17 protein-coding genes and 1 pseudogene are annotated in these 22314 nt (G+C 71.9%); 7 read left to right on the top strand and 11 right to left on the bottom strand.

Features of this window, described 5'->3' with window-relative positions; translation table 11 throughout:
• Positions 1-77: 77 nt before the first annotated feature.
• The 4 genes from BXA05_RS12495 (at position 78) to BXA05_RS12480 (ending at position 6146) form a co-directional block, all read left to right on the top strand.
• Complete coding sequence (locus BXA05_RS12495; RefSeq protein ID WP_170963174.1) at positions 78-1487, top strand: EH signature domain-containing protein; 1410 nt, start codon at positions 78-80, stop codon at positions 1485-1487.
• 20 nt (positions 1488-1507) lie between these two features.
• Positions 1508-4522, top strand: a complete 3015-nt coding sequence (locus BXA05_RS12490) for a DEAD/DEAH box helicase (protein WP_076405372.1) — start codon at positions 1508-1510, stop codon at positions 4520-4522.
• 101 nt (positions 4523-4623) lie between these two features.
• On the top strand, positions 4624-4896 hold the full coding sequence (locus BXA05_RS12485) for a type II toxin-antitoxin system RelB family anti-toxin (RefSeq protein ID WP_083711853.1): 273 nt from the start codon (positions 4624-4626) through the stop codon (positions 4894-4896).
• Positions 4893-6146, top strand: coding sequence for a type II toxin-antitoxin system HipA family toxin (locus tag BXA05_RS12480; RefSeq protein ID WP_076405190.1), 1254 nt, complete (start codon positions 4893-4895; stop codon positions 6144-6146). Before BXA05_RS12485 ends, BXA05_RS12480 begins: the two co-directional genes overlap by 4 nt.
• A gap of 16 nt (positions 6147-6162) precedes the next feature.
• On the opposite strand, the gene BXA05_RS20305 is transcribed toward BXA05_RS12480, so the two are convergent.
• From BXA05_RS20305 to BXA05_RS12450, 7 genes and pseudogenes are all read right to left on the bottom strand, one after another.
• On the bottom strand, positions 6163-7524 hold the full coding sequence (locus tag BXA05_RS20305) for an SNIPE associated domain-containing protein (protein WP_244550451.1): 1362 nt from the start codon (positions 7522-7524) through the stop codon (positions 6163-6165).
• Positions 7525-7823: 299 nt separating this feature from the next.
• On the bottom strand, positions 7824-8687 hold the full coding sequence (locus BXA05_RS20560; RefSeq protein WP_244550450.1) for a restriction endonuclease: 864 nt from the start codon (positions 8685-8687) through the stop codon (positions 7824-7826).
• A gap of 393 nt (positions 8688-9080) precedes the next feature.
• Positions 9081-9173: pseudogene (locus BXA05_RS20785) on the bottom strand (DUF2510 domain-containing protein); the annotation flags it as partial.
• Positions 9174-9234: 61 nt separating this feature from the next.
• The gene (locus BXA05_RS12465; protein ID WP_143311142.1) at positions 9235-9651 is read right to left on the bottom strand and encodes a hypothetical protein; all 417 of its coding nucleotides are present in this window, start codon (positions 9649-9651) and stop codon (positions 9235-9237) included.
• Positions 9652-9662: 11 nt separating this feature from the next.
• Positions 9663-10913 (bottom strand): restriction endonuclease subunit S, encoded by a 1251-nt coding sequence (locus BXA05_RS12460; protein WP_211435858.1) that lies wholly within the window; start codon positions 10911-10913, stop codon positions 9663-9665.
• Complete coding sequence (locus tag BXA05_RS12455; protein ID WP_425291924.1) at positions 10885-12465, bottom strand: class I SAM-dependent DNA methyltransferase; 1581 nt, start codon at positions 12463-12465, stop codon at positions 10885-10887. The genes BXA05_RS12460 and BXA05_RS12455 overlap by 29 nt, the downstream gene beginning before the upstream one ends.
• A 92-nt stretch (positions 12466-12557) precedes the next feature.
• Positions 12558-14717, bottom strand: a complete 2160-nt coding sequence (locus tag BXA05_RS12450) for a hypothetical protein (protein ID WP_083711849.1) — start codon at positions 14715-14717, stop codon at positions 12558-12560.
• Positions 14718-15091: 374 nt separating this feature from the next.
• On the opposite strand from BXA05_RS12450, the gene BXA05_RS20080 reads away from it, so the two are divergent.
• On the top strand, positions 15092-15373 hold the full coding sequence (locus tag BXA05_RS20080; RefSeq protein WP_076405185.1) for a DUF3892 domain-containing protein: 282 nt from the start codon (positions 15092-15094) through the stop codon (positions 15371-15373).
• A gap of 44 nt (positions 15374-15417) precedes the next feature.
• Positions 15418-16158, top strand: a complete 741-nt coding sequence (locus tag BXA05_RS12440; protein ID WP_076405184.1) for a FliH/SctL family protein — start codon at positions 15418-15420, stop codon at positions 16156-16158.
• Here the strand turns inward: BXA05_RS12440 and BXA05_RS12435 are convergent.
• From BXA05_RS12435 to BXA05_RS12420, 4 genes are all read right to left on the bottom strand, one after another.
• Positions 16155-16655, bottom strand: coding sequence for a DUF779 domain-containing protein (locus BXA05_RS12435; protein ID WP_244550449.1), 501 nt, complete (start codon positions 16653-16655; stop codon positions 16155-16157). The two genes, BXA05_RS12440 and BXA05_RS12435, sit on opposite strands and share 4 nt — an antisense overlap.
• A gap of 163 nt (positions 16656-16818) precedes the next feature.
• Positions 16819-18342 carry an acetaldehyde dehydrogenase ExaC gene (gene exaC / locus BXA05_RS12430; RefSeq protein ID WP_034653685.1) on the bottom strand — a complete coding sequence of 508 codons (1524 nt, stop codon included), beginning with the start codon at positions 18340-18342 and terminating at the stop codon, positions 16819-16821.
• 179 nt (positions 18343-18521) lie between these two features.
• Positions 18522-19835, bottom strand: a complete 1314-nt coding sequence (locus tag BXA05_RS12425) for a sigma-54-dependent transcriptional regulator family protein (protein ID WP_082774259.1) — start codon at positions 19833-19835, stop codon at positions 18522-18524.
• A 68-nt stretch (positions 19836-19903) separates the two neighbouring features.
• Positions 19904-20824, bottom strand: a complete 921-nt coding sequence (locus tag BXA05_RS12420; RefSeq protein ID WP_076405183.1) for a LysR family transcriptional regulator — start codon at positions 20822-20824, stop codon at positions 19904-19906.
• Between the two features lie 88 nt (positions 20825-20912).
• Here BXA05_RS12420 and BXA05_RS12415 point away from each other — a divergent pair, with 88 nt between their 5' ends.
• Positions 20913-22307 (top strand): aspartate aminotransferase family protein, encoded by a 1395-nt coding sequence (locus tag BXA05_RS12415; protein ID WP_083711847.1) that lies wholly within the window; start codon positions 20913-20915, stop codon positions 22305-22307.
• Positions 22308-22314: the final 7 nt, after the last annotated feature.

The raw sequence follows: 22314 nt of genomic DNA, 5'->3' as shown, positions 1-22314 counted from the left end.
GCTCGTGGACCGGCCTGGTGGCGCGAGCCTCTCGGCAGCGGCGTGAGGCCGGCGGTGGACGCGCCTTCGGAGTGCTGATGGACGAGATCCGCGCCGCGATCGACCACGGGGAGATCGATGCGATCGTGACGCGGCTCCACGAGCGTCGCGTGGCACGCGCACTCGTCTCGGTGTGGAGCCACGACGTGGAGCGGGCTCGGGTCTCGATGACCCCGGACCTCGTCCGGGCGGTCGTCGAACGTCAGGACCCCCATCCGTCGCGGCTCCTCGTCCGCGCGCTCGTCGACCTCGTGCTCCGGCACTTCGACCTGCTCGACTCCTGGACGGCGGGACTCTTCGACGCGACGTCCGCGGCGGCACGGCGCGCCGCACGGCTCGCTCCGCTGCCCCGCCGCGCCCCGGTCGTCGTCGATGTCGCGGACGTCGCGCGCGAGCACCCGGAGGAGCTGCTCGTCCGCGACGCGCCACGGCGCGTCGCGGGGCTGCTCGTGGCTTCCGGCGCCGACGGGATCCCCCGCCCCTTGGACGACTGGGTCCGCGCCCGGGGGCTGCAGGGGTACGAGTCCGGCCGGTTCGGTCTGCTCGTCCGGCAGGCGGTGTACCTCGAGCGGCTCACGCGCGTGGACCACTCGACCCCGGCCGGTCTCGAGTTCCTGTCGGAGATCACGGCACGATCGGTGATCGAGGCGCCCGGGAGCGCGGGCCGCTACTTCGGCCACGACGTCCTCGAGGCGATGACGACCCGGACCGGAAACGGTGCGCCCTGCGACGAGTGGCTCGCGGCGCTCGTGGACATCGGGGGCGATCCTCGCCTGCAGCGCTCGGCGCAGTGGAACCGGTGGTGGGAACCCCTTCCTCCGTCCGCTCGCGAGCGGGCGGTGCGCTGGATGAGCGTCGAGGACCTGCGCCTCTTCCTCGAAGCGGTCGACACGTACGGGCGCGAGACGCGGAACCTGGACATGATCCGCATGTTCCCCGCGCGGAAGAAGTTCCTCTGGGGTCTGTACGAGCAGGGTCTGATCCGTGAGACGCGGGTGATCCTCGGGAGCCAGGCCCGAGCCTCCGTCCACCATCAGCTCGGAAGGCTGCGCGCGGACGTCTCCACCCTGGAGAAAGCCTCCGACACGGCGATCATCTACGTCGACTGCGGCCGGTTCCACCTCGTCGAGGGTTCCCACCTGTTCAAGCTGTGGATCTATGACGGTCGGCCGGTCGGTCTCCTCACCGACCGTGGCAAGCGATACTTCACTCGCGAGGAGCTACGTCTCGTCGTCCCGGCCGAGCACGCCCGTCGGCACGCGAGCGGCTTCGACGGGCATGTCGGGATTCCGCACCAAGGGCTGTGGCAGCGCCGCGCGCTCGACTTCATCGTCGAGCAGGTCGGGGTCCCGCTCGATCTCTCGACCGTTCTGACCCACGAGGATTACCACGACCTGAAACGCCGGTTCGGCATCCCGGTCGTCGGCTCACGACCACTCCGGAGGTGAAGACCGTGGGCTTGAAGGACATGCTCTCCAGGTTGCGCATGCGGCCCGACGACGAGACGGCGCCGATGCGGCGGTTCCAGGTCTCGTTCGACGACGACGGCGCGAACTTCGTCACGACGCCCGAGGACCTCGGCCTGCTGCGGCAGGGCGACGGACAGCGGTCGACGCAGGAGCAGTTTCTGGTCCTGGAGATGATGGAGGAGGCCGGTGCCGCACTGCCTCTGCCGAACGGGTACGCGGTCCGGTCCCGGGACGTCGCGGCGATGGGTCCGGAGGAGGCTGCGATCCTCGGACTTCCCCCGCTTCTCCCGGGCCGGCTCGAGCCGAAGGTCCGGCACAACACGACGTCCCGGCACTTCGACGTGTCGCTGCGTGTCGTGCTCGAGGACGGTGACGAGCCCTGCCGCCGCACAGGTCCCGTGGTCACCATCGGGAGCGAGACCAGGTACCGGTTGTCTCCACGCGCGCTCCGGGTGATCCGCGCCGTCGAACGGCACGCTGCCCTGGAGGTCGGCCGCCGGACGGAGGCGGACAACGTGCGACTGATCGCGGAGATCCAGGCGGCTCAGCGAGACGCGGCACCGCTCGACGGCGTCTCCTTCTCGCTCGGGCACATCGACGAGTTCAGCACCGTGTCGCCCGCGTCCGTGAGCCTGCTCGTCGAGGAGCAGCCCGACGGGTCCCTCGCGATCAGCCCCGACCTGGGTGCCGAGGTCGACCCGAGCGCGGTCTCGTCACGACGCCATCACGTCGAGGACGAGGGGCCGAGCGTGCTCCGGGTGGGCAACCAGCTCGTGATGCTCGAGGAGGACCAGGCGGAGGGGGTCCGCGAGGTGCTGCGCCGCCCGCACATCCCCGCCGAGGAGAAGCAGGACTTCTACCGCGCCCCGGGGGACTTCTACGATCCCACCCGGGTGGACGTCGACCTGCACTTCGGCGTGCGGGTCGCCGGAATCGGGGTCATCGTCCCGCAGACGTTCACAGACGCGAGCGAGTCCGGGATCTCGTGGTTCGGGGGCGACCCGACCCTGCGGCCCACGGACGTGCTCGCCGGGCTCATCGACTCCCTCCCGAGGCTCGAGCAGGTCGAGCGCGACGTGACCGCTGCCCGCGAGGCCGGGCGGACCGCGGTAGCAGTCGGGGACCAGGTCGTCGACATCGGCGACGAGCGGGCCACCGCCGCCGCCCTGCACGAGGCGCGGGACCGCCTCGAGGAGGAGGCGCGTGCATCGTCGGACGCGTCGTCCTCCGCGGACGCCGACGCCCCTGCTCCCGAAGAACCTGCCCGACGCGTGCAGGTGGGCGTGCACGTCGCCGACGCGCAGGACGTCGCCGACGCCCTGCGCGGAACAGCCGTCGCAGCGCGGCCGATCCGGCCGGTCGACTACGACTCGCTGGCACGGTCGCCCTATCCGCACCAGCGTGACGGCGTCGAGTGGATGGCGGCGCTCATGGCCGCCTCGACGCGCGCCCCCGAGTCCTCGGCCACCCGCGTCCAGGGAGCGGTCCTCGCGGACGACATGGGTCTCGGCAAGACCTACATGACGTTGGTCGCGCTGCGCGAGCTCATGGCTGCGGAGCGTGCGCTGGGCGAGGATCCACGCCCGACCCTCGCCGTCCTGCCCGTCGCGCTCATCGAGAACTGGGAGGCGGAGCTCGCGGCGACCTTTCCGGAGTTGCCGTTCGGCGACGTCGTCGTGCTCCAGGGCGGTCGCGACCTGCCGCGGTTCCGACTCGCGGGTGCGGGCCGGGAGACGACGACGACCGTCACGTCGCTGGACGAGCGCGGGATGATGCGGGACGACGCCATCCGTTTCTCGCTGCGCGTCGGCCCCGACCACGGGGACCGTCGGCTCGATGTGCCGGGGCGCCTCGTGCTCACCACGTACGACACCCTTCGCTCGTACCAGCTCTCCTTGGCCCAGGTCGACTGGGGCACCGTCGTCTTCGACGAGGCGCAGACGGTGAAGAACCCTGACACGCTCGCGACCCGAGCGGCGAAGGCGCTCAAGGCCCGGTTCAAGCTGCTCGCGACCGGGACCCCCGTCGAGAACTCCATGCTGGACTTCTGGTGCCTCATGGACACCGCCCAGCCCGGGCTGCTCGGCTCGTGGTCCGACTTCCGGTCGCGGTGGGTCGCTCCGATGAAGGACGCCGACCCGCAGGAGAAGATGCGTATCGGCGAGGAGCTCCGCGCGCTCGTCGGGCCGTTCATGCTGCGACGTGTGAAGGAGGACCACCTCGCCGATCTCCCGCCGAAGACCGTCTACGGCCCCGAAGAGGGCCCGTCGCGCGTCGCCCGGCCGGACCTCGGCGTCCCGATGCCGGCGGGACAGCGCGAGGTGTACGACGACGTCCTGCGCGACTACCAGCGCAGCGCGGGCGCCCAGGGGGCTGCGCTGAAGGCGGTCCAGGGGCTGCGTGCCGTGAGCCTGCACCCCGCGGCGCGCGGCGACGGTGAGCTCGGGACCGATCCCGGTTCGCTCGCGCTCTCCGCTCGGATGACGGCGGCTCTCGAGGTCCTCGACGCGGTCCGCGACAAGGGTGAGAAAGCGATCGTCTTCGTCATCAACAAGAAGGTCCAGCGCAGCCTCGCCCTCTGGCTCCAGGACCGGTACGGCCTCCCGGTGTCGGTCGTGAACGGCGACACGGCGGCGGTGTCCACCGGCTCGTCACCGACGCGCAAGCGCATCATCGAGAGGTTCGAGCAGCGCCCGGGGTTCAACGTCATCATCATGTCGCCCCTGGCCGTGGGGGTCGGGCTGACCGTCGTCGGCGCGAACCACGCGATCCATCTCGAACGGCACTGGAACCCGGCGAAGGAGGCGCAGGCGACCGACCGGATCTATCGCATCGGCCAGACGAGACCGGTCTCGGTGTACCTGCCCGCGGCGCTGCACCCGGACATGACGTCGTTCGACCTCAATCTCGACCGACTCCTGCAGCAGAAGACGATCCTGCGTGAGGCGATCGTCGTCCCGGAGAAGGTCACCGAGGACGAGCTCGCGGATGCTCTGACGCTCGACCCGCGCTGATCGCGACGAGCTGCCTGCATCGCATCTGATTCACTCGAGGGGTAACCTGACTCTGAATCAGGAATGATTCACATCCGTATTGAGGACAGGATGAATCAGATATGAGCGCATCGATGCCGTGGTTCCGTGCGCGGACCCCGGGCGCCCTCGGCTCGGCCGTGCGCCGCGCCCGGCAGGTTGCCGTGCTGTCGCAGGACGAGCTCGCTCGCCGCGCGGCGACGTCGAGGCCCACCGTCTCGCGCCTTGAACGGGGCTCGGCCGTCGCGACCTCGACCCTGCTCGACGTCGCAGCGACGTGTGGCTACGAACTCGTCCTCGTCCCTCGGGGTGCGAGGCTCACCGTCACCACGGGCACGAGCGACGGCGAGTCGTGAACGCCACGCCCGACGTCCTCGCCGTGCGCCTGCGCGGTGACCTGGTCGGCGAGGTACGACGCCTACGGAACGGACGCCTACGTCTGCAGTTCTCGGACGACGCGCTCCACCGCTGGGGCGAGGGCAGCCGGCCGCTCTCTTTGTCGCTCCCGCTCACCCCGCGTCGGCTCGATGGACCCGAGGTGCATCGGTTCCTGGACAACCTGCTCCCCGAAGGACCGGTGCGAGCTGCGCTCGAGCGGGAGCACGACGTCGCCCCCTCGGACACGTTCGGCCTCCTCGCCCGGGTCGGGGCCGAGTGCGCCGGAGCCGTGCAGCTCACCCCGGAGGGAACCACGCTCGACCACGGGTACCTCCGACCCCTGGACGACGCCGAGTTCGTACGGCTCGTGTCCGAGCTGCCGACGCTCGATCCACCGGACGACCTCACCGTGACCGCGTCGCTCGGTGGGGTGCAGGCGAAGGTGCTGCTGGACCGCACCGAGTCGGGCTGGGCGTGGCCCGCGGACGGCGCGCTCTCGACGCACATCGTCAAGCCCGATCCCCTCGGCGGAACCGGGATCAACGGCCTGGTGCGCCTCGAGCACTGGACGCTGCGCCTCGCCCAGGCGAGCGGTGTCCCGGCCGCTCGGAGCGAGCTGATCGCGGTCGACGGGCGGGACGTGATCGTCGTCGAGCGGTACGACCGCACGGGCGGGCGACGAACGCATCAGGAGGACCTCGCTCAGGCGCTCGGTCTCGCCGCGCAGGACAAGTACGAGCCGTCCGGACGGTCGCCGGGACGACTCGCGAGCGTCGCACGCACGGCCTCGGCCGAGGCGGTCGACCCCGCGACCCTCCGCCACGACCTGCTCCGGCTCGTCACCTTCAACACGATCGTCGGCAACGGCGACGCACACGCGAAGAACTACTCGCTGCTCGTCGACACCGAGGCGTCGTACAGCGTCGCGCCGCTGTACGACGCCGCGCCGGTCTACCTCGTCTCCTCCGCGTACCGGCACTCCGGGCTCGCCGTCGCAGGCCGGAACCGGCTCGACCTCGTCACGGGTGCACTTCTGGTCGAGGAAGCGGTGACATGGGGAATGGGACGCGCGACGGCGGTGGAGACCATCGCCTCGATAGCGGACGCCGTTCTGCACGGCCTCGATGCAGTCCCGGCCGATGTCCCACACGCCCAGGTTCCGGAACGCGTGGCCGAGAGAGCGACCGCGGTCGCCCGATCAGCGACTGCCGCACGCGCCGCATCCTGACGGCGCCAGGACGTTCTCAGCCAGTCGTCCGGAGGTTCTGGCTCTGCCGGTACTCCAGCGCTTCGGGCAGCTCGGTGAACTGCAGCACGTCGCCCGCGAGGTCCCGGAGCTGGACGAGCGCGTCGTGGGGAGTCGCGTAGAAGAACTCGCGCCGCAGGTTCACCCGGTTGACCCGCTTCTCCGCCAGACGACGATGCATCTCGGCCTCAATACCGACCGCGTCGTCGGAGAAGAAGAGCGCGTGGACGTCGAACCCGAACGGCACCGATGCGTCACCGAGCTCTCGGACCCGGTCCATCGGTTCGAGCCGACGCGTCATGCCGATCTTGATCATCCCCTCGCCGAAGGCCCCGAGGTTCGAGATCACGTACACGTAGCCCGCACGCTGGTTCGCGGCCCGGTAGTCGACGTCCTCGATCGCACGATCGACGTCGGCGAGCTGGGCCTCGTACCGGGCGACGGCCTCCAGATCACCTTTCGCTCTCAGGGTCTCCAGGACGTTCGCCAGATGGCTCTTCTCCTTCTCGAGCTTCTCCCGGGCTCGGGCCATCTCCTGCTCGACCTTGCGCTGCTCGCGCAGGGCCTCGCGCGCCGCACGGTTGGTCTCCTTCTCCTCCTCGACCTTGGCGAGATAGTCGGCGGTGAGTCTAAGTTCGTCGATGCGGGCCCGCTGGTACGCCGACGAGACCCGGATCGACATCGTGGTGCCGAGCCGCTCGATCGTGGTCGCCGTCTTCTCGAGGCGGTCGATGCTCGCCGCGAGGCGGTGCGGCTTCAGTGCTCGCACGAGCGCGTCCGCCTCGGCGTTGTAGGCGCGCAGCATGAGCTTCGAGGTCTGACTCACCATCTTCCTGCCCTGCGCGACGGAGCCGTTCACCGTCCAGCCCGATGCCGCAAGGATCGCCCCGCCGTCGGCTTTCGCCATCTCCATGATGTGACCGCGCAGCGTGGTGAGCCGGGCCTTGTACGCCTCGACGTCGGCGAGCGGGTGCTGGTACTCGTACACGCCGACCTCCTGGAGGATCTCCGTCTCCTCGAGGTGGACGACCTTCGCGTCGAACTCTCGGACTCTCGCGCCGAGCGCATCGCGACGCGCAGTGAGTTCAGCGATCTCTGCGGTGAACTTCTCTCGCGACGCCTGTCGCTCGACCTCCAGCGCAATCGCCTCGTCCTGGTACCTGCGCCTGGCATCCTCCCGCTCGCGCTCGATCGTCACCGCATCCAGGGCTCCGACCCGGTGGAGCTCGGCCAGCAAGCGCTCGTTCTCCGCCCGCAGACCGTCGGCCGATGCCGCGAGCTCCCGCGCGCGTCGCCTCGCGCCGAACAGCGGGATCCCCGGGTCACCACCAGTCCGCTCGGTCGCGGTGCTCGACGGCACGGCCGGTGGCACAGCCGACGGCACTGCAACGGGACCGACCGGAGCGTGCACGGAGCTCGGAGCAGGCTCCGGTGCGATCGGCACCCAGAACTTCCAGCCCGGCGGGGGCGGTGGCCAGTCCGCCGGGGGCGTCCACCCGTCCGGCGGCGCCCACCCCTCCGGCGGCACCGGCCAGTTCGGCGGCGAGCTCCATCGGTAACCCTGCGTTGTCACTCGTTCCCCCTCATTCAGGCTCTCCTCGCTGTCCACACCGGTCCGGGATCCAGCGGTCGCGACCACCGACCGCCTCAACCGCTACCTCACTGCTCCATCTGCCGGGCCACATCGTTCGCAGCCGCCACCGACCCCGTGTCGACATCGACCGTCCAGAGCCCGACCCCGGCCAGGTCCGCGTACCGAACAGCCTGAGCCGTATATCCGGCGCGGCAGAAGAACACCGCGCGCGCGCCGTGCAGGTTCGCTCCGACGAGCCGTTGCAGCGCCTCGCGGCCAGCAGGTTGCGCGTGGTACTTCACCTGCCCGACGACACCTCGCCCTTCAAGGTCGACGCCCCCGTCGGCACCGGGAGGAGTTCTCCTCACGTCGACGAATCCCCAGCGTCGAAGTGCAGCCGCCGAGATCTCCTCCGCGGTCTCCCAATCGCGGGAGCTACCATGCTTCGCGGTGGAAAGCTCGAGTCCGGTCCACGCCAGCGTCGGCCTGAAGCGCTCACGGAGCTCCACGGCGGCAACCCACTTCGCGCGCGCCTCGGCCCCTGGGGAACTGCGCAGTTCATCGCCCCGAGCGAGCAGGACCTTCGCATTGACGGCCATAGCCCTGTTCGTCGCTCGAGCGAACACTTCCCGCAGCGGGGCGAAGTACTCGTCGAGCCCAGAGACCCCGTACAGCACGTGGAGCAGGTAGGTCCGGAGGTTGGTCCCGCTCGAGCGAACGCCCTCGGCGACGCGTGTCAACTCGCGTAAGTCCACCGGTTGCTCGCAGTCGAGTCGCCGTTCATCGGGTGCCCAGGCCTGACGCGTCGCGCGCGCCTGTGCCGCCGACCACATGACAGCCTGCTCGATCCGGTTCAGCACCGCCTCGATGGACGCACTTCGCCCACCGAGGACCCAGTCCCGCGCGGCAAGATGGGTTCGCACCTGGTCGAGATCGGGGCGCTCGAACATCCAGTCCCGAGGTGCGGGACCCCACTCCACGGGGGCGACCCATCCGTCCGCAGGCCTCCAGCCGGACGGGGGCACGGGCCACGAGGGAGGAGGAGTCCACATCGTCGATGCGGTCCGCGCGAGGTCGTCAGCGAACTGCAGGTACCGGATCTCGACGTCGAATGCGCTGTGAGCGAGATCCCCACCCGTCCGCTGGTGGGGGCGCGGGTCTTCGACGCACCACCACTGATGCCGAGGGTCGTATCCGGCGTCCGCCACAGGTCGGAAGCCCGGACCGGGGAACGCACCGACGTGCGAGTCCAACCACCCGTATGGAACACAGAAATGCACTCGTCGCCCGCCGGGAAGCTCAACACCTGGCCGGAGGCTCGGGTGGTTCCCTGGCTCCTTCGCCCACGCACGCCCGTCCCACCAACGAAGCGGTGCACCGACAGTGGGATCGGCGAACCACCCGGGCAAGATCTTCCCTTCTCGAGTGGCGCTCATACGCCCCGCCCCCGGGCCCCGCTCCGCGCGCCCGTCTTGCGTCCGATGACCGACCGGCCCCTCATCGATGGCCTCGGCCAAGAGTCGGGAGGCCGCCGCCGCACTCGCGGGCGCGGTAGAGCGTGTCGTCGAGGTCCTCGCCGGCCGGGCCGTCGTCGAGGTCGAGGATCGCCCGCTCGCGGAAGCGGGCCTCGCGACGCTCGAGGTACGTCGGGCGATCCTCGTCCGCCTCGTCCCGGGCGCGACGGCGCGGGGTCTCGGCGAGGGCGTCCGGGGCAGTCGTGCCCGACGGCGCAGCTTCCGTCCGCGCGGCGCCTCGCCTCGCGGTGCGCCGCGGGCCGGGGCAGACGGCGGTGCTGCTCGCGTCCAGGTGCGGCGGCCACGACCTGTCTGGGTTCGCGGCGAGCGCGCGTCCGCACGCCGGGCACCCCCGGCCCGCGGACGACGCGGGCACGGGCGTGCTGAACCCTGGCGCCACGTGCGGCACCGTCACAGCCCTGCCATCTCTGCCGCCTCGCGGACCCGGAGCTTCCCCGACATGAGCTGCGGCAGCAGCGTGTCCCGGGTCGCGGCGAGGGTCACGTTCTCACGGATCAGTGACCGCACGTGATGGAAGATCGGGCTAGCCATCTCACCGAACCTCGCCAGCGCTGACGGATCCGGCCGGCGAAGCGGAAACGGTTTGATGTCGTCGCCCGCGAGACGCTGACGGCCCGATGATCCGACCATGTGCTGGACCGCGTTGGCCTGAAACCGCGGACTACGCGCCAGAAAATACGACAATTCGAGAGGTACGCCTCGCTCCGCGCGAGATCGCAGGACGATGTACTCCGTCGATCCGAGCCCCACCTCGCCGCTAGCGAGGAAATCAATGTATCCAACCTTGCCATTCTCGAGGCACGGAGTGATACGCGCCATGACCGTGTCTCCATTCGTAAATCGAACCCCGCCGCGAGGTGCACGTCGAGTCCACTCCGATACCGAGAAGGAGTTCGTGGGCAATCTCGCCATGTCCACGTACACCGGCTCATCTGCCGATGGCCTCGCTCGGCGAGGATTGACTTCGAAGAGGTCTGCCACGCTCACCGCTTCATCGCTGCTGCACGGTTCAACGTCGACACGCGTGCACTCAAACTCGGCACGGAGCAGCCCTTCCGCAGTGGCGGCGAGTTGGGTGTTGGCCGCGATCTTGTCGTCGAGCACACCGAGCACCTCAGCGATCGCCCGCTGTTCGCCAAGCTCAGGAACCGAGAGCGGCACCGACGCCAGGATCCCGGTGTTGAGATTGAGCATCGTCGCTCCGACTGCCTGCTGCACGATCCACGAGCGAGTCCACTCAGTACCCAGCGCGTAGGACACAAACGCTGCATCAGCAGTCGGCTCGGGTCCGAAGTGCACGCGCAGGCAACCTGTGCCGCAGAGCCAGCCAGCATTCTCCTCGCGCACCAAGGCTCGGCGTTCGACGTCGCCTCGGCGCGAGTACACGATGTCACCGGGTACGAGCCGATGCCGGGAAAGCCGCTGGGCGTCGTCCTCGGTAATCCGAGCGATACCGTCCTCGACGATCCGATTCTCACCGATGTTGGCGGGCATGACACTCGGGATGCCATCAGCGACGTAGTCGGAAGCATGAAGCTGACTACCGAACGGTCCGGTCTGGATTCCCCCGCCGGACGACGTGACAAGTTCACCGAGGGTCGTGTCGTGCCACTCACCCATCGATCCGGCCCAACTGCTCACGCACGACCCGCTCGAGCCGCGCCGACTCCTCGAACTGCTCGAAGAGCTCCTTGGCGAGCCTCGCGATCTTCTCCTCGACGGGCTCGCCGTCGTCCTCGACCTCGGCGGCGCCGACGTAGCGGCCGGGGGTCAGGGCGTAACCGGCGTCCTTGATCTCGGCGAGGGTCGCGGAGTAGGCGAAGCCGGGGACGTCTTCGTAGGTGAGCCCGGCGTCGACGGCCGACTTCGTCCCGCGCCAGGCGTGGAAAGTGCCGGCGATGGTGGCGATGTCGTCGTCGGACAGCGCACGCTCGGCGCGGTCGACCATGTGACCGAGGTTCCGGGCGTCGAGGAAGAGCACCTCCCCGGTGCGGGGAATCGAACCCCGGTCCCCCGCCGTCTTGTCCTTCGCGAAGAACCACACGCACACGGGGATCCCGGTGGACCGGAAGAGCTGCGTAGGCAGCGCGACCATGCAGGACACGAGGTCGGCCTCGACGAGCTGGGCGCGGATCTCGCCCTCTCCGCCAGAGTTGGACGACATGGACCCGTTGGCCATGACCACACCCGCGGACCCCCCGGGCGCGAGCTTGGACAGGATGTGCTGGATCCAGCCGTAGTTGGCGTTCCCGGCGGGCGGGACGCCGTAGCGCCAGCGGGCGTCGTCGGTAGCGCGGGCCCAGTCCTTGATGTTGAAGGGCGGGTTGGCCATGACGTAGTCCATCTGCACGTCGGGGTGCAGGTCGCGCGCGAACGTGTCGCCCCAGCGCGCGCCGAGCTGGCCGGTGAGTCCGTGCACGGCGAGGTTCATCTTCGCCATGCGCCAGGTGCGCTCGTTGAGCTCCTGCCCGTACACGGAGATCGCCTGCGGGTCGGCGCCGTGCCGCTCGAGGAACTTCTCGGCCTGGACGAACATGCCACCGGACCCGCACGCCGGGTCGTACACGCGGCCCGCGTACGGCTCGAGCATCTCGACGAGCACGCGCACCACGCCGGGGGGCGTGTAGAACTCGCCGCCGCGCTTGCCCTCGGCGGCGGCGAACTTCGCGAGGAAATACTCGTACACCTCGCCGAGCACGTCGCGGGCCCGGATCGCGCCGACGCCGGTGAACCGCGCCGAGCTGAACAGGTCCACGAGCTCGCCGAGGCGACGCTGGTCCACGCTGTTCGAGTTGAAGATCGTCGGGAGCGTCGCGGCGAGCGCCGGGTTCGACCCCATGATGTGCACCATCGCGTCGTCGACGAGCTCGCCGATCGTCGCACCGGGCTCCTCGGGCGTGGCCGCCCGCCCCTTGGCGTGCCGCGCGAGGTAGGCCCAGCGCGAGCGCGTCGGGACCCAGAACACGCCCGCACCGCGGTACTCGTCCTGGTCCTCCAGCAACGGCTGCGCGTCCTCCTCGCTCAGGCCGTCCGCGACGCACTCGGCGAGGATCGCGCCGCGCCGCTCCTCGAACGCGTCGGAGACGTACTTGAGGAACACGAGCCCCAGGACCACGTCCTTGTACTGGCTCGCGTCCATGGAGCCGCGGAGCTTGTCCGCGGCCTTCCACAGCGTGTCCTTGAGCTCCTTCATGGTGGTCGCCGTGCTCGGCGTCGCCACCGCCTGCTTCGTCCTCGGGGGCACTTCTGCTCGCTTCCTCGAATGGTCCTCGTGAACAGCCCTGCTCACGAGCCGGGCTCATCCTTGCGCATGCGTACGACACCGGTCGTGACGCCGTCGACCAGCACCCGTTCCAGCTCCTCTAGCCGCGCCAGCTCGGCGCGTGCCGCGGCGCGGCGTGCACGCACCCGCGCGAGCGCCGCGACGACGTCGTCCGCCTGGTCGGCCGGGACGAGCCGCACGTCCCAGGACCGCCAACGGGTCCCCCGGGCCTGCGCCGCGACGTCGCGCGCGAGCACCTCGGGCACGAGCAGCACGTCGGCCCCGACCGCACCGCGCGGCTCGGCAGGACCGCGTGCCCGCAGGCGCAGTACCCGGGCCGGGAAGGCGACCACGGAGAAGCCCGCGGTGTCGACGATCGCGGCGGGGCGCGGCGTCGTGCAGAACACGACGTCGCCCGGCTCGGTGAGACGTCCCGCCGGATACCGGGCGGCGAACCCGAGCCGGTCGACGACACGTGCCCCGACCTCAAGGTCGCCGAGCAGCTCAGGCACACCGAGGACCCGCGACTCACCCGCCGGGTCGCCGCCGGGCGCACGCACGTCGGCGCCGTCGAGCCGGTTGCCGGGAACGCGGCACACGACACCCCCGTCGACGAGGCTTCCCAACCGCGCCCGCCGCACCGGCGCGGCGTCTCCGCGATCGACCCGGACGTCGAGCGCCGGGCGCTCGACACCGTCGAGCACGCCCACCAGCTCGGCGGCGCGCGCGGCGGCAGCACCGCCGTCGTCACGTGCGACCGGTGCCAGCGGTCGGACGACCTCGACGAGACTTCCCCGGGCGGCGAGCAGCTCGCGGACGTGCACGAACCGGGAGAACCGGAAGGCGTGCCGCGCCACGTCGTCCCGCGTGCCGAGGGCTGCGACGACGTCGGTCACGAGGTCCTCGACCACCCCCGGCGAGAAGGTACCGCGCACCGGCGAGACCCCCGAGAGGTCGGCCACCGTCGTCCAGCGGTCCGCGATGTCGAGGTCCGGGTCGGGGTCGCCGCCCCGGAGGACCCAGAGCGCGAGGCGCTCACGTGAGCGCTCCACGAGGAGGCCGACGGGGAGGAGCACCGCCGCGCGCAGGCGGTTCGGTCGCAGCAGGGCCGAGCGCACCGACTCCGCCTCGTGGGACGACGACGCATCGATCAGCGCGCTCGCAGGCCCGATCACGAGCGCGAACTGGCCATCGGCGAGGCCGAGGACAAGGTTGTCGACGAGGTCGAGGACGGCGACGTCGTCGAGCACACCGGAGCCGACGGGAGGGACCTGGGTCACCACGAGCGGGAGCTCGCACGACCCGGGAGCACCGGCGACGGGCTCGGCCTCCAGTGGCCGCACCGACCAGCCGTGCGCGCCGAGCCGACGCCGCACGAGGCGGTGGGCGTCGCCCGTCGGCACGTGGGCCGTCGGGGACTCGACGACCTCGCCGCGGCCGAGGACGGCGGCCAGGAGGTCTCCGCAGCCCGGGTACGGGTCGGCGACGGCACGCTCCACCGTCACACCCGACGCCGCGTGGTCGCCCCCGACGGCACCCGCCAGGTCCGCGATGAGCGCAAGCGCGGCGGGTGCGAGCGCTGATCGGGAGAGCTCATCACGGCCCGTGCGGAACCGGTCGGCAAGCAGTGCCTCCACGGCGGCACCGGGCGTGTACGCCGACCCGGCGGCGAGATCCGCGAGGGCGGCGAACCGGTCGAGATGCTGGCCGAGCGCCTCGATCTCCGCATAGAGGACGTCGTCGTCCGGGTCGAGCTCGTCCGCCAGGTCGAGGACCTCGTCCGCGTCGAGGGACGCGAGGGGCTCGGACACGTAGTCCTTGAGGCGGAGGAGCGCGGTGAGCCCGGCGAAGGCGACGTCGCGGTCCGGGCCGGACTCGTCGTCGAGCACCGCCCGCAGCGCGACGTCCGCGCGGAACGCGCGGTTGTTGCCGAGGCCGCTCGTCTCGACCCAGTCCGCCACGTCCGACGCACGGAACAGCAGGGCGTCGGAGCCCGCTCGACCCGCGACAGCGACCGCCCGCCGTACCGGCGCGGGGAACGGCGTGGGGCCGGAGGCGTGGCGCCGGCGCCAGACCGACACCACTGGACGTCGTACGTGGGCGAGCTCGGCAACGTCGGCGAGCGTGAGGCGCAGGTCCGCGAGCAGCGGCCGCGGCGCGGGGATCGCGGGAGACGTCGTCACGGTAGGCACCTCCTCGTCGTGTTCGTCATCGAGGTCCCGAACACTATCGCGATCCGGCTCGCTGCTCGCGCTTCTTTCGATAACCCCTCTTATCGCCTACAACGTCGTCCGCTGGCATTCGCATCGAGGACGCTCCTCCATGACCGGCCACCGCAGGCCGGCACAGGCGAAGGAGCTCGCATGACCCCGATCAGCCACGTGAGGTGCCGGTGCGGGTGCGTGTACCCCCTCCGCGACGGACGCGGACTGTGCCCGCACTGCGTGTCCCTCACCCCGCCCAGCGACCGCGCCGCGACCAAGCCGGACGCCGACGAGGACTGAGCTCCGTCGCCCACCGTCACAACGCACCCGCACCACACGAGAAGGAGATCACCGTGCCGTTCATCCGCTCCGTCCGGGTCGCGCACCCGGGCACCACCAACGAGCACGTCGTCGAGGTCCGCTACTCGACCACCACGACCGGACCGCTCCGCGCCGGGACCCGGGAGGCCGTGCACGCCGCCATCCGCCGCGGCGAGCGCTTCCGCACGTTCGACGAGCGCACGCACAACCAGGCCGACGTCGTCGCCCGCGTAAGCCCGCGTGGGACCCGCTACATCACGTCCGTCGCGAACGGACGCGAGACCGACAACCTCCTGCACCTCCCCCGCCACTGAGCGCGCCCCGACCCATCGACACCGTGCCGAACCGAAGGAGCACCATGTCCCCGTACGGCCATCCCCTGTCCGTGCCCCCGCTGCGGTGCGCTCGCGCGGTCGCCGCCGCCCTCGCGCTCGTCGGGTCGGTCACTGCGTGCGGTCTCGCGGCGCCGGTGGGCCCGGAGGTGACCCCGGCCGCGTCATCGACCTCCGCCGAGCCGACCGGCGCCGAACCCACCCTGACCGGCACGTACCAGGAGGGCTACGACCTCGGGTACGAGCATGGGTCGACGACGGGCGCGCGCGCGGGTGCCGACTTCCTCGCCGAGCGGACCGAGGAGTTCAACGACGGCTACGAGGCTGGCTACTCCACCGGCAAGGACGAAGCCGAGGCCGCGCACCAGAACCCCGTGACGTCGTTCGGCACGCCCATGGAGTGGGAGGACGGTCTCACGCTCACCGTCACCAACGACGGCTACTTCACCCCGAGCGAGTGGGCGGCCGTCGGGGACTTCCCCACCTACCTCAGCTTCACGTTCACCGTCACCAACGGGACGGCCACCACCTGGTCCTCGTCGGGGTACACCCAGGTCACGAGCGGGGGCGCCGCAGGCGACGAGGTGTTCGACTCCGGCCAGGGCTACGGCGGCGCGCCCACGGCCCCGGTCCTCCCAGGGCAGTCGATCACCTGGAAGCAGGGGTTCGGAGTCACGGACCCGGCCGACCTCACCATGAACGTCTCGCTCGACTGGGACCACGTCGACGTCGTCTACACGACGGTCGAGGACGCCTGGACTTTCTAGGGACCCGCGAGGGCGTCGAGCGCCGCCCACTCGTCGTCGGTGAGCAGGCGCGACCGGATGATGAAACGCACGCCCTCGGGTGCCTCGACGCTGAACCCGGCGCCGCGACCCTGCACGACGTCGATCGTCAGGTGGGTGTGCTTCCAGTACTCGAACTGCGCGCGGCTCATCCACACGGGCACGACGAACCGCCCCGCTGCGCCGTCCGCCGCGGCGGGGCCGTCCGCGGCAGGGCCGCCCGCACCGGGACGGGGCGCGCCGGGACCGGGCGCGTCGACGACGAGATCGCCGAGGTGCACGTCGGCGTCGCCGAGCAGGAAGTCGCCCTGCGGGTAGCACATGGGCGACGACCCGTCGCAGCACCCGCCGGACTGGTGGAACATGAGCTCGCCGTGGACCGTCCGCAGCCGCGCGAGCAGCGCCGCGGCGTCGTCGGTGAGCGCGACCCGCGCGGGTGGCGCGCCCACCGGACGGACCGAGGGGACGTCGTCGACCACGAAACCCTCCACGTGTCAGGCCGACCAGGCGATCCCGGCGCCGCGAGCAGGTGGTCCTGGTCCGTCCGGACGGCCGGACGAGCCAGGAACACCTGCTCGGCGGCCGGGGGGGAGAGGGGGCCGAGCCCGTGGTCGGTAGGCGGGCAGGGCGGGTGGGGTTGGTCTAGAAGAAGCCCAGCTTCTGGGCCGAGTAGGAGACGAGGAGGTTCTTCGTCTGCTGGTAGTGGTCGAGCATCATCTTGTGGTTCTCGCGCCCGACGCCGGAGCCCTTGTACCCGCCGAACGCGGCGGCGGCGGGGTACGCGTGGTAGCAGTTCGTCCACACGCGCCCGGCCTCGATGGTGCGGCCCGCGCGGTAGGCGGTGTTGCCCGACCGCGACCAGACGCCGGCCCCGAGCCCGTACAGGGTGTCGTTGGCGATCGTCATGGCGTCGTCGAAGTCGGAGAAGTCGGTCACCGCGACGACGGGCCCGAAGATCTCCTCCTGGAAGATCCGCATCGAGTTCTTGCCCTCGAAGATCGTGGGCGTCACGTAGTACCCGCCCGCGAGGTCGCCGCCGAGCTCGGCGCGCGATCCGCCCGTGAGCACCTTCGCGCCCTCGGCCTTGCCGATCTCGATGTACGACAGGATCTTCTCGAGCTGGTCGTTCGACGCCTGCGCGCCGATCATCGTCTCGGTGTCGAGCGGGTTGCCCTGCCGCACGGCCTTCGTGCGCTCGATCGCGTCGCCGAGGAACGTGTCGTAGATCGACGACTGGATGAGGGCGCGCGACGGGCACGTGCACACCTCGCCCTGGTTGAGGGCGAACATCGTGAACCCCTCGAGAGCCTTGTCGTAGAAGTCGTCGCGCGCGTCGGCGACGTCGGAGAAGAAGATGTTCGGCGACTTGCCGCCGAGCTCGAGCGTGACCGGGATGATGTTCTGGCTCGCGTACTGCATGATCAGGCGGCCGGTCGTCGTCTCGCCCGTGAACGCGATCTTGCGGATGCGCGGGCTGGACGCGAGCGGCTTGCCCGCCTCGACCCCGAACCCGTTGACGACGTTCACCACCCCGGGCGGCAGCAGGTCCCCGATGATGTCCATGAGGAAGAGGATCGACGCGGGCGTCTGCTCGGCGGGCTTGAGCACGACGCAGTTGCCCGCCGCGAGCGCCGGGGCGAGCTTCCACACGGCCATGAGGATCGGGAAGTTCCACGGGATGATCTGGCCGACGACGCCGAGCGGCTCGTGGAAGTGGTACGCGATGGTGTCCTCGTCGATCTCGGAGATCGACCCCTCCTGCGCACGGATCGCGCCCGCGAAGTAGCGGAAGTGGTCGATCGCGAGCGGGATGTCGGCGGCGAGCGTCTCGCGGACGGGCTTGCCGTTCTCCCACGACTCGGCGACGGCGATCCGCTCGAGGTTCTCCTCCATGCGGTCGGCGATCTTGTTGAGGACGTTGGCGCGCTCGGTCGCGCTCGTGCGGCCCCACGACCGGGCTGCGCCGTGCGCGGCGTCGAGCGCGCGCTCGATGTCGTCGGCGGTGCCGCGCGCGACCTCGGTGAAGGTCCGGCCCGTCACGGGGCTCGGGTTCTCGAAGTACTGCCCGCCGGCCGGCGCCACGTACTCGCCGCCGATCCAGTGGTCGTACCGGGCCTTGTACTCGGCGATCGCCCCGTCCGTGCCGGGGGCTGCGTAGACCGTCATCGTCTGCCTCCTCGCAGTGCTGACTCGCAGTGCTGGTCCTCGCCGCGCCCTGGGGGAGGTCGCCGTCGGGCGGGGAGCGTCCGACGCCGGTGCGCGGCCCGGCGCCTCGTCGCGCCGTGCGGCCGACGGTAGGCGGCGCAGGGTTGCAGGACCGTTGCAGCGGGCGGCTCCCCCGGACCTCAGGCGAGCTCGTCGTCGAGCAGGTCGAGGTGGGCGCGGGCGCGCAGCCACAGCGGGCTGCCGTGGTCCGCGACGCGCTGCAGCCGCGTCCACGCGGCGTGGTCCTCGGCGCCGTCGTCGGTGCGCGTCCACGCGTCGAGCACGTCGGCGCCGCCCGCGGCCACGACGGCGGTGCGCAGCTCGGCCGCGAGCTCCGCGCGCAGGTGCTCGACGGCGGGCGCGCCCGAGCGCGGCAGGAGCGGCGCGCGGTAGGCGGCGACGGCGCCGCGGACGTCGCCCACCGCGAGGTGGTCGCGCACGACGTCGGCGTCGGTCCGCAGGGGTCGCGCGAGCCGGTAGGGGCGCGACCCCGCGAGGAGCGCGCCCGCGACGCGCCGCAGGCGCGACACCTCGGCGCGGACGGTCACGTCGGAGAGCTCGCCGGGGTGCAGGAGGACGGCGAGCTCGTCGGCGGACAGCCCGCGGGGGTGCGTCGCGAGGAGCACGAGGATCTCGGCGTGGCGCAGCGAGAGGCGGTGGTCGAGGCCGTCCGGCGAGCGCAGCACGGGCGCCGTGCCGAGCACGAGCAGCTCGGGCGCGCCGTCGCGGGGCGGTCCCGGGAGCCGGCCCGGGCCGTCGTCGGGACCCGTCGCCGCGGCGCGCTGGGCGAGCTCGCGCTCGAGGCTCAGCACGGTCGCGCGCACGAGCGAGAGCACGACGCCCGACGCGGCGGACTGGCGCCCCGTCACGTCGAGCACCCCGAGGACGCGCCCGCTCGCGGGGTCGTGGACGGGCACGGCCGTGCAGCTGAACGCCTGCACGGGCCGGGAGAAGTGCTCGGCGCCGAGGACCTGGACGGGGCTGCGCGTCGCGAGCGCGGTGCCGGGCGCGTTCGTCCCGACCCGTTCCTCGCGCCAGACCGACCCCTCGACGAACCCGACGCGGTCGACGGCGTCGCGCAGCGCCCGGTCACCCTCGACCCACAGGAGGCGGCCCGCGTCGTCGGACACGGCGACGACGAGGCCGTCGTCGGCGGCGGCGTCCACGACGAGCTCGCGCACGACCGGCATGACGCCCGCGAGCGGGTGCGCCTCGCGGTAGGCGACGAGGTCGTCGTGGGCGAGGCCCGAGTCGGTGCGGGGCGCCTCCGGGTCGACACCGCTGTGCACGGACCGGCGCCACGAGTCGGCGACGAGCGGGTGGACGCCGCGCGGGAGGACGCCGTGGTCGAGGAACGAACGGTAGGCGGCGCGCACGGAGCGCGGGTCGCGGCGCGCGTCGGGGCGGCGCGGGTGCTCCTCGGAGCGGGGCGGCGGTGCGGGAGTGCGCGGCACGGGACCTCCACGTCGTCGTGCGGTGCTGGGGCCAGTGTAGGTCGCGCGGGATCCGGCGCGAGCGGGCGTCAGTCGGTGCCGGGCGGCGCGGGACCGGCGACCTCGCGCGCGACGCGGCGCAGGGCGCCGAGGACGGCGGTGGTCGCGGCCGTCGGCGCGGCCCCGCGGCGCACGGCCGCGTACACCGGGCGGGTCCGGGGCGCGCGGAGCGGGCGGGCGTCGACGGCGTACCGCGGGTCGACGGCGAGGCCCGGCAGCAGCGCGACGGACAGCCCGGCTTCGACGTGCGCGAGCAGCAGCTCGTAGCTGGGCAGCCGGGCGACGACGCGCGGCTCGAAGCCGGCCTCGCGGCACGCGCTCTCGACGAGCGTGGACAGGTAGCGCCCGGGGAGGTCGGCCGCCCACGGCGCGTCGGCGAGGCGCGCGAGGTCGACCGGTTCGCCGGGGGCCCGGTCGCCGCGCGCCGTGACGAGCACGACCGGGTCCTCGAGCAGCGGGACGGTCGCGACGTCGGGCCCGGCGAGCAGCGCGCCGTCGAGCAGGTCGGCGGTCACCGCGACGTCGACGTCCCCGCGCCGGAGCGCGGGCCCGCTCTCGCGCGGGTCGAGCTCGTCGACCTCCACCTCGACGCGCGGGTGCTCGACGGCGAGCCGCGTCGCGAGCGGGATGACGAGCGCGCGCACCGCGCTCGAGAACGCGGCGACGCGCACGACGCCGGCCGGCTCGCCGTCGGGGTGGGCGAGCTCGGCCTCGGCGAGCGCCATCTGGTCGAGGATGACGCGCGCGTGCCGGGCGAGCGTGCGGCCGGCGGGCGTGAGGCGGACGCGTCGACCCGTGCGCTCCAGGAGGCGCGCGCCGGTCTCGGCCTCGAGCGCGGCGAGCTGCGCGGAGACGGCGGACGGGCTCAGGTGGAGCGAGGTCCCGACGGCGCGCACGGTCCCGAGGCTCTCGAGCCGCGCGAGGATCTGCAGCCGGGCCGCATTGAGCACGTGCGCTCCTCTCTGTGCGGTTTCTCCGCACAGACTGTACGCAGACTCGCGCTGGTCGCGCACAGCGGCGCGTCCCTACGCTCGGAGGATGACGTTCCCGCCCTCCCCCGCGCCCGCACCGCCGTCCGCCCCGTCCCCCGGTGGGGGCCGGGCCGCCGCGGACGACGCCGCGCGGTTCTGGGCCGACGCCGACCGCCACCTCGTGCGGTACGGCGGGCCGTTCACGCCCGAGATCGTCGAGAGCGCGGCGGGCAGCTTCGTCACGACGACGGACGGGCGCCGCGTCCTCGACTTCACGTCCGGTCAGATGAGCGCGATCCTCGGGCACAGCCACCCGGCGATCGTCGAGACGGTGCGCCGCCAGGTCGGGACGCTCGACCACCTGTTCTCCGGGATGCTGTCGCGCCCGGTCGTCGACCTCGCCCGCCGGCTCGCGGACACGCTGCCCGACCCGCTCGAGAAGGTGCTTCTGCTGACCACGGGGGCCGAGTCGAACGAGGCCGCGATCCGGATGGCGAAGCTCGTCACGGGACGGCACGAGGTCGTCTCGCTCGCCGGGTCGTGGCACGGCATGACGCACGCCGCGGCCGCCGCGACGTACAGCGCGGGCCGCCGCGGCTACGGCCCGACGGCGCCCGGCAACCTCGTCGTCCCCGTCCCCAACGCGTACCGGCCCGACCACCTCGCGCCCGACGGCACGCACGACTGGCGCCGCCAGCTCGACCTCGCGTTCGACCTCGTCGACGTGCAGTCGACGGGCAGCCTCGCGGCGTGCCTCGTCGAGCCGATCCTCAGCTCGGGCGGGATCGTCGAGCTCCCACCGGGCTACCTCGCGGCGCTGCGCGACAAGTGCCACGAGCGCGGGATGCTCCTGATCCTCGACGAGGCGCAGACGGCGCTGTGCCGCACCGGCTCCTGGTACGCGTTCGAGGGGCGCGACGGCGAGGAGCCCGTGGTGCCGGACATCCTCACCCTCTCCAAGACCCTCGGTGCCGGGCTCCCGCTCGCCGCCGTCGTCACGAGCGCCGAGATCGAGGCGCGCGCGCACGAGCGCGGCTTCCTCTTCTTCACGACGCACGTCTCGGACCCGCTCGTCGCGGCGGTCGGCACCACCGTGCTCGACGTGCTCCAGGCCGAGCGGATGGACGCGCGCGTCCGGGTGCTCGGCGACCGGCTGCGCGCCGGGCTGCTCGACCTCCAGGACCGCCACGCGACGATCGGCGACGTCCGCGGGCGCGGGCTGCTCCAGGGCATCGAGCTCGTGCTCGACCGCGAGACGAAGGAGGGCGCCGACGCCCTCGGCGCGCTCGTCACCCGGCGGGCGCTCGAGCTCGGGCTCCACATGAACGTCGTGCAGCTCCGCGGCATGGGCGGCGTGTTCCGCATCGCCCCGCCGCTCACCGTGAGCGAGGAGGAGCTCGACCTCGGCCTCGAGCTGCTCGACCAGGCCCTCGGCGACGCGACGCGCGAGCTCCTGGGCTGACCGCCGG

The sequence above is a fragment of the Cellulosimicrobium funkei genome (genome assembly GCF_900155925.1).
GTDB classification, from domain to species: Bacteria; Actinomycetota; Actinomycetes; order Actinomycetales; family Cellulomonadaceae; genus Cellulosimicrobium; species Cellulosimicrobium funkei.
This window is presented reverse-complemented; position numbering and strand designations above follow the sequence as displayed.

Excerpts from the sequence above, each read along its gene's own strand:
- BXA05_RS12490 (WP_076405372.1), top strand. The coding sequence starts at position 1,508 with ATGCTCTCCAGGTTGCGCATGCGGCCCGACGACGAGACGGCGCCGATG.
- BXA05_RS12455 (WP_425291924.1), bottom strand. The coding sequence starts at position 12,465 with ATGAAGGAGCTCAAGGACACGCTGTGGAAGGCCGCGGACAAGCTCCGC.
- BXA05_RS20560 (WP_244550450.1), bottom strand. The coding sequence starts at position 8,687 with ATGTTCGAGCGCCCCGATCTCGACCAGGTGCGAACCCATCTTGCCGCG.
- BXA05_RS12415 (WP_083711847.1), top strand. The coding sequence starts at position 20,913 with ATGACGTTCCCGCCCTCCCCCGCGCCCGCACCGCCGTCCGCCCCGTCC.
- exaC (WP_034653685.1), bottom strand. The coding sequence starts at position 18,342 with ATGACGGTCTACGCAGCCCCCGGCACGGACGGGGCGATCGCCGAGTAC.
- BXA05_RS12495 (WP_170963174.1), top strand. The coding sequence starts at position 78 with ATGGACGAGATCCGCGCCGCGATCGACCACGGGGAGATCGATGCGATC.
- BXA05_RS12440 (WP_076405184.1), top strand. The coding sequence starts at position 15,418 with ATGTCCCCGTACGGCCATCCCCTGTCCGTGCCCCCGCTGCGGTGCGCT.
- BXA05_RS12485 (WP_083711853.1), top strand. The coding sequence starts at position 4,624 with ATGAGCGCATCGATGCCGTGGTTCCGTGCGCGGACCCCGGGCGCCCTC.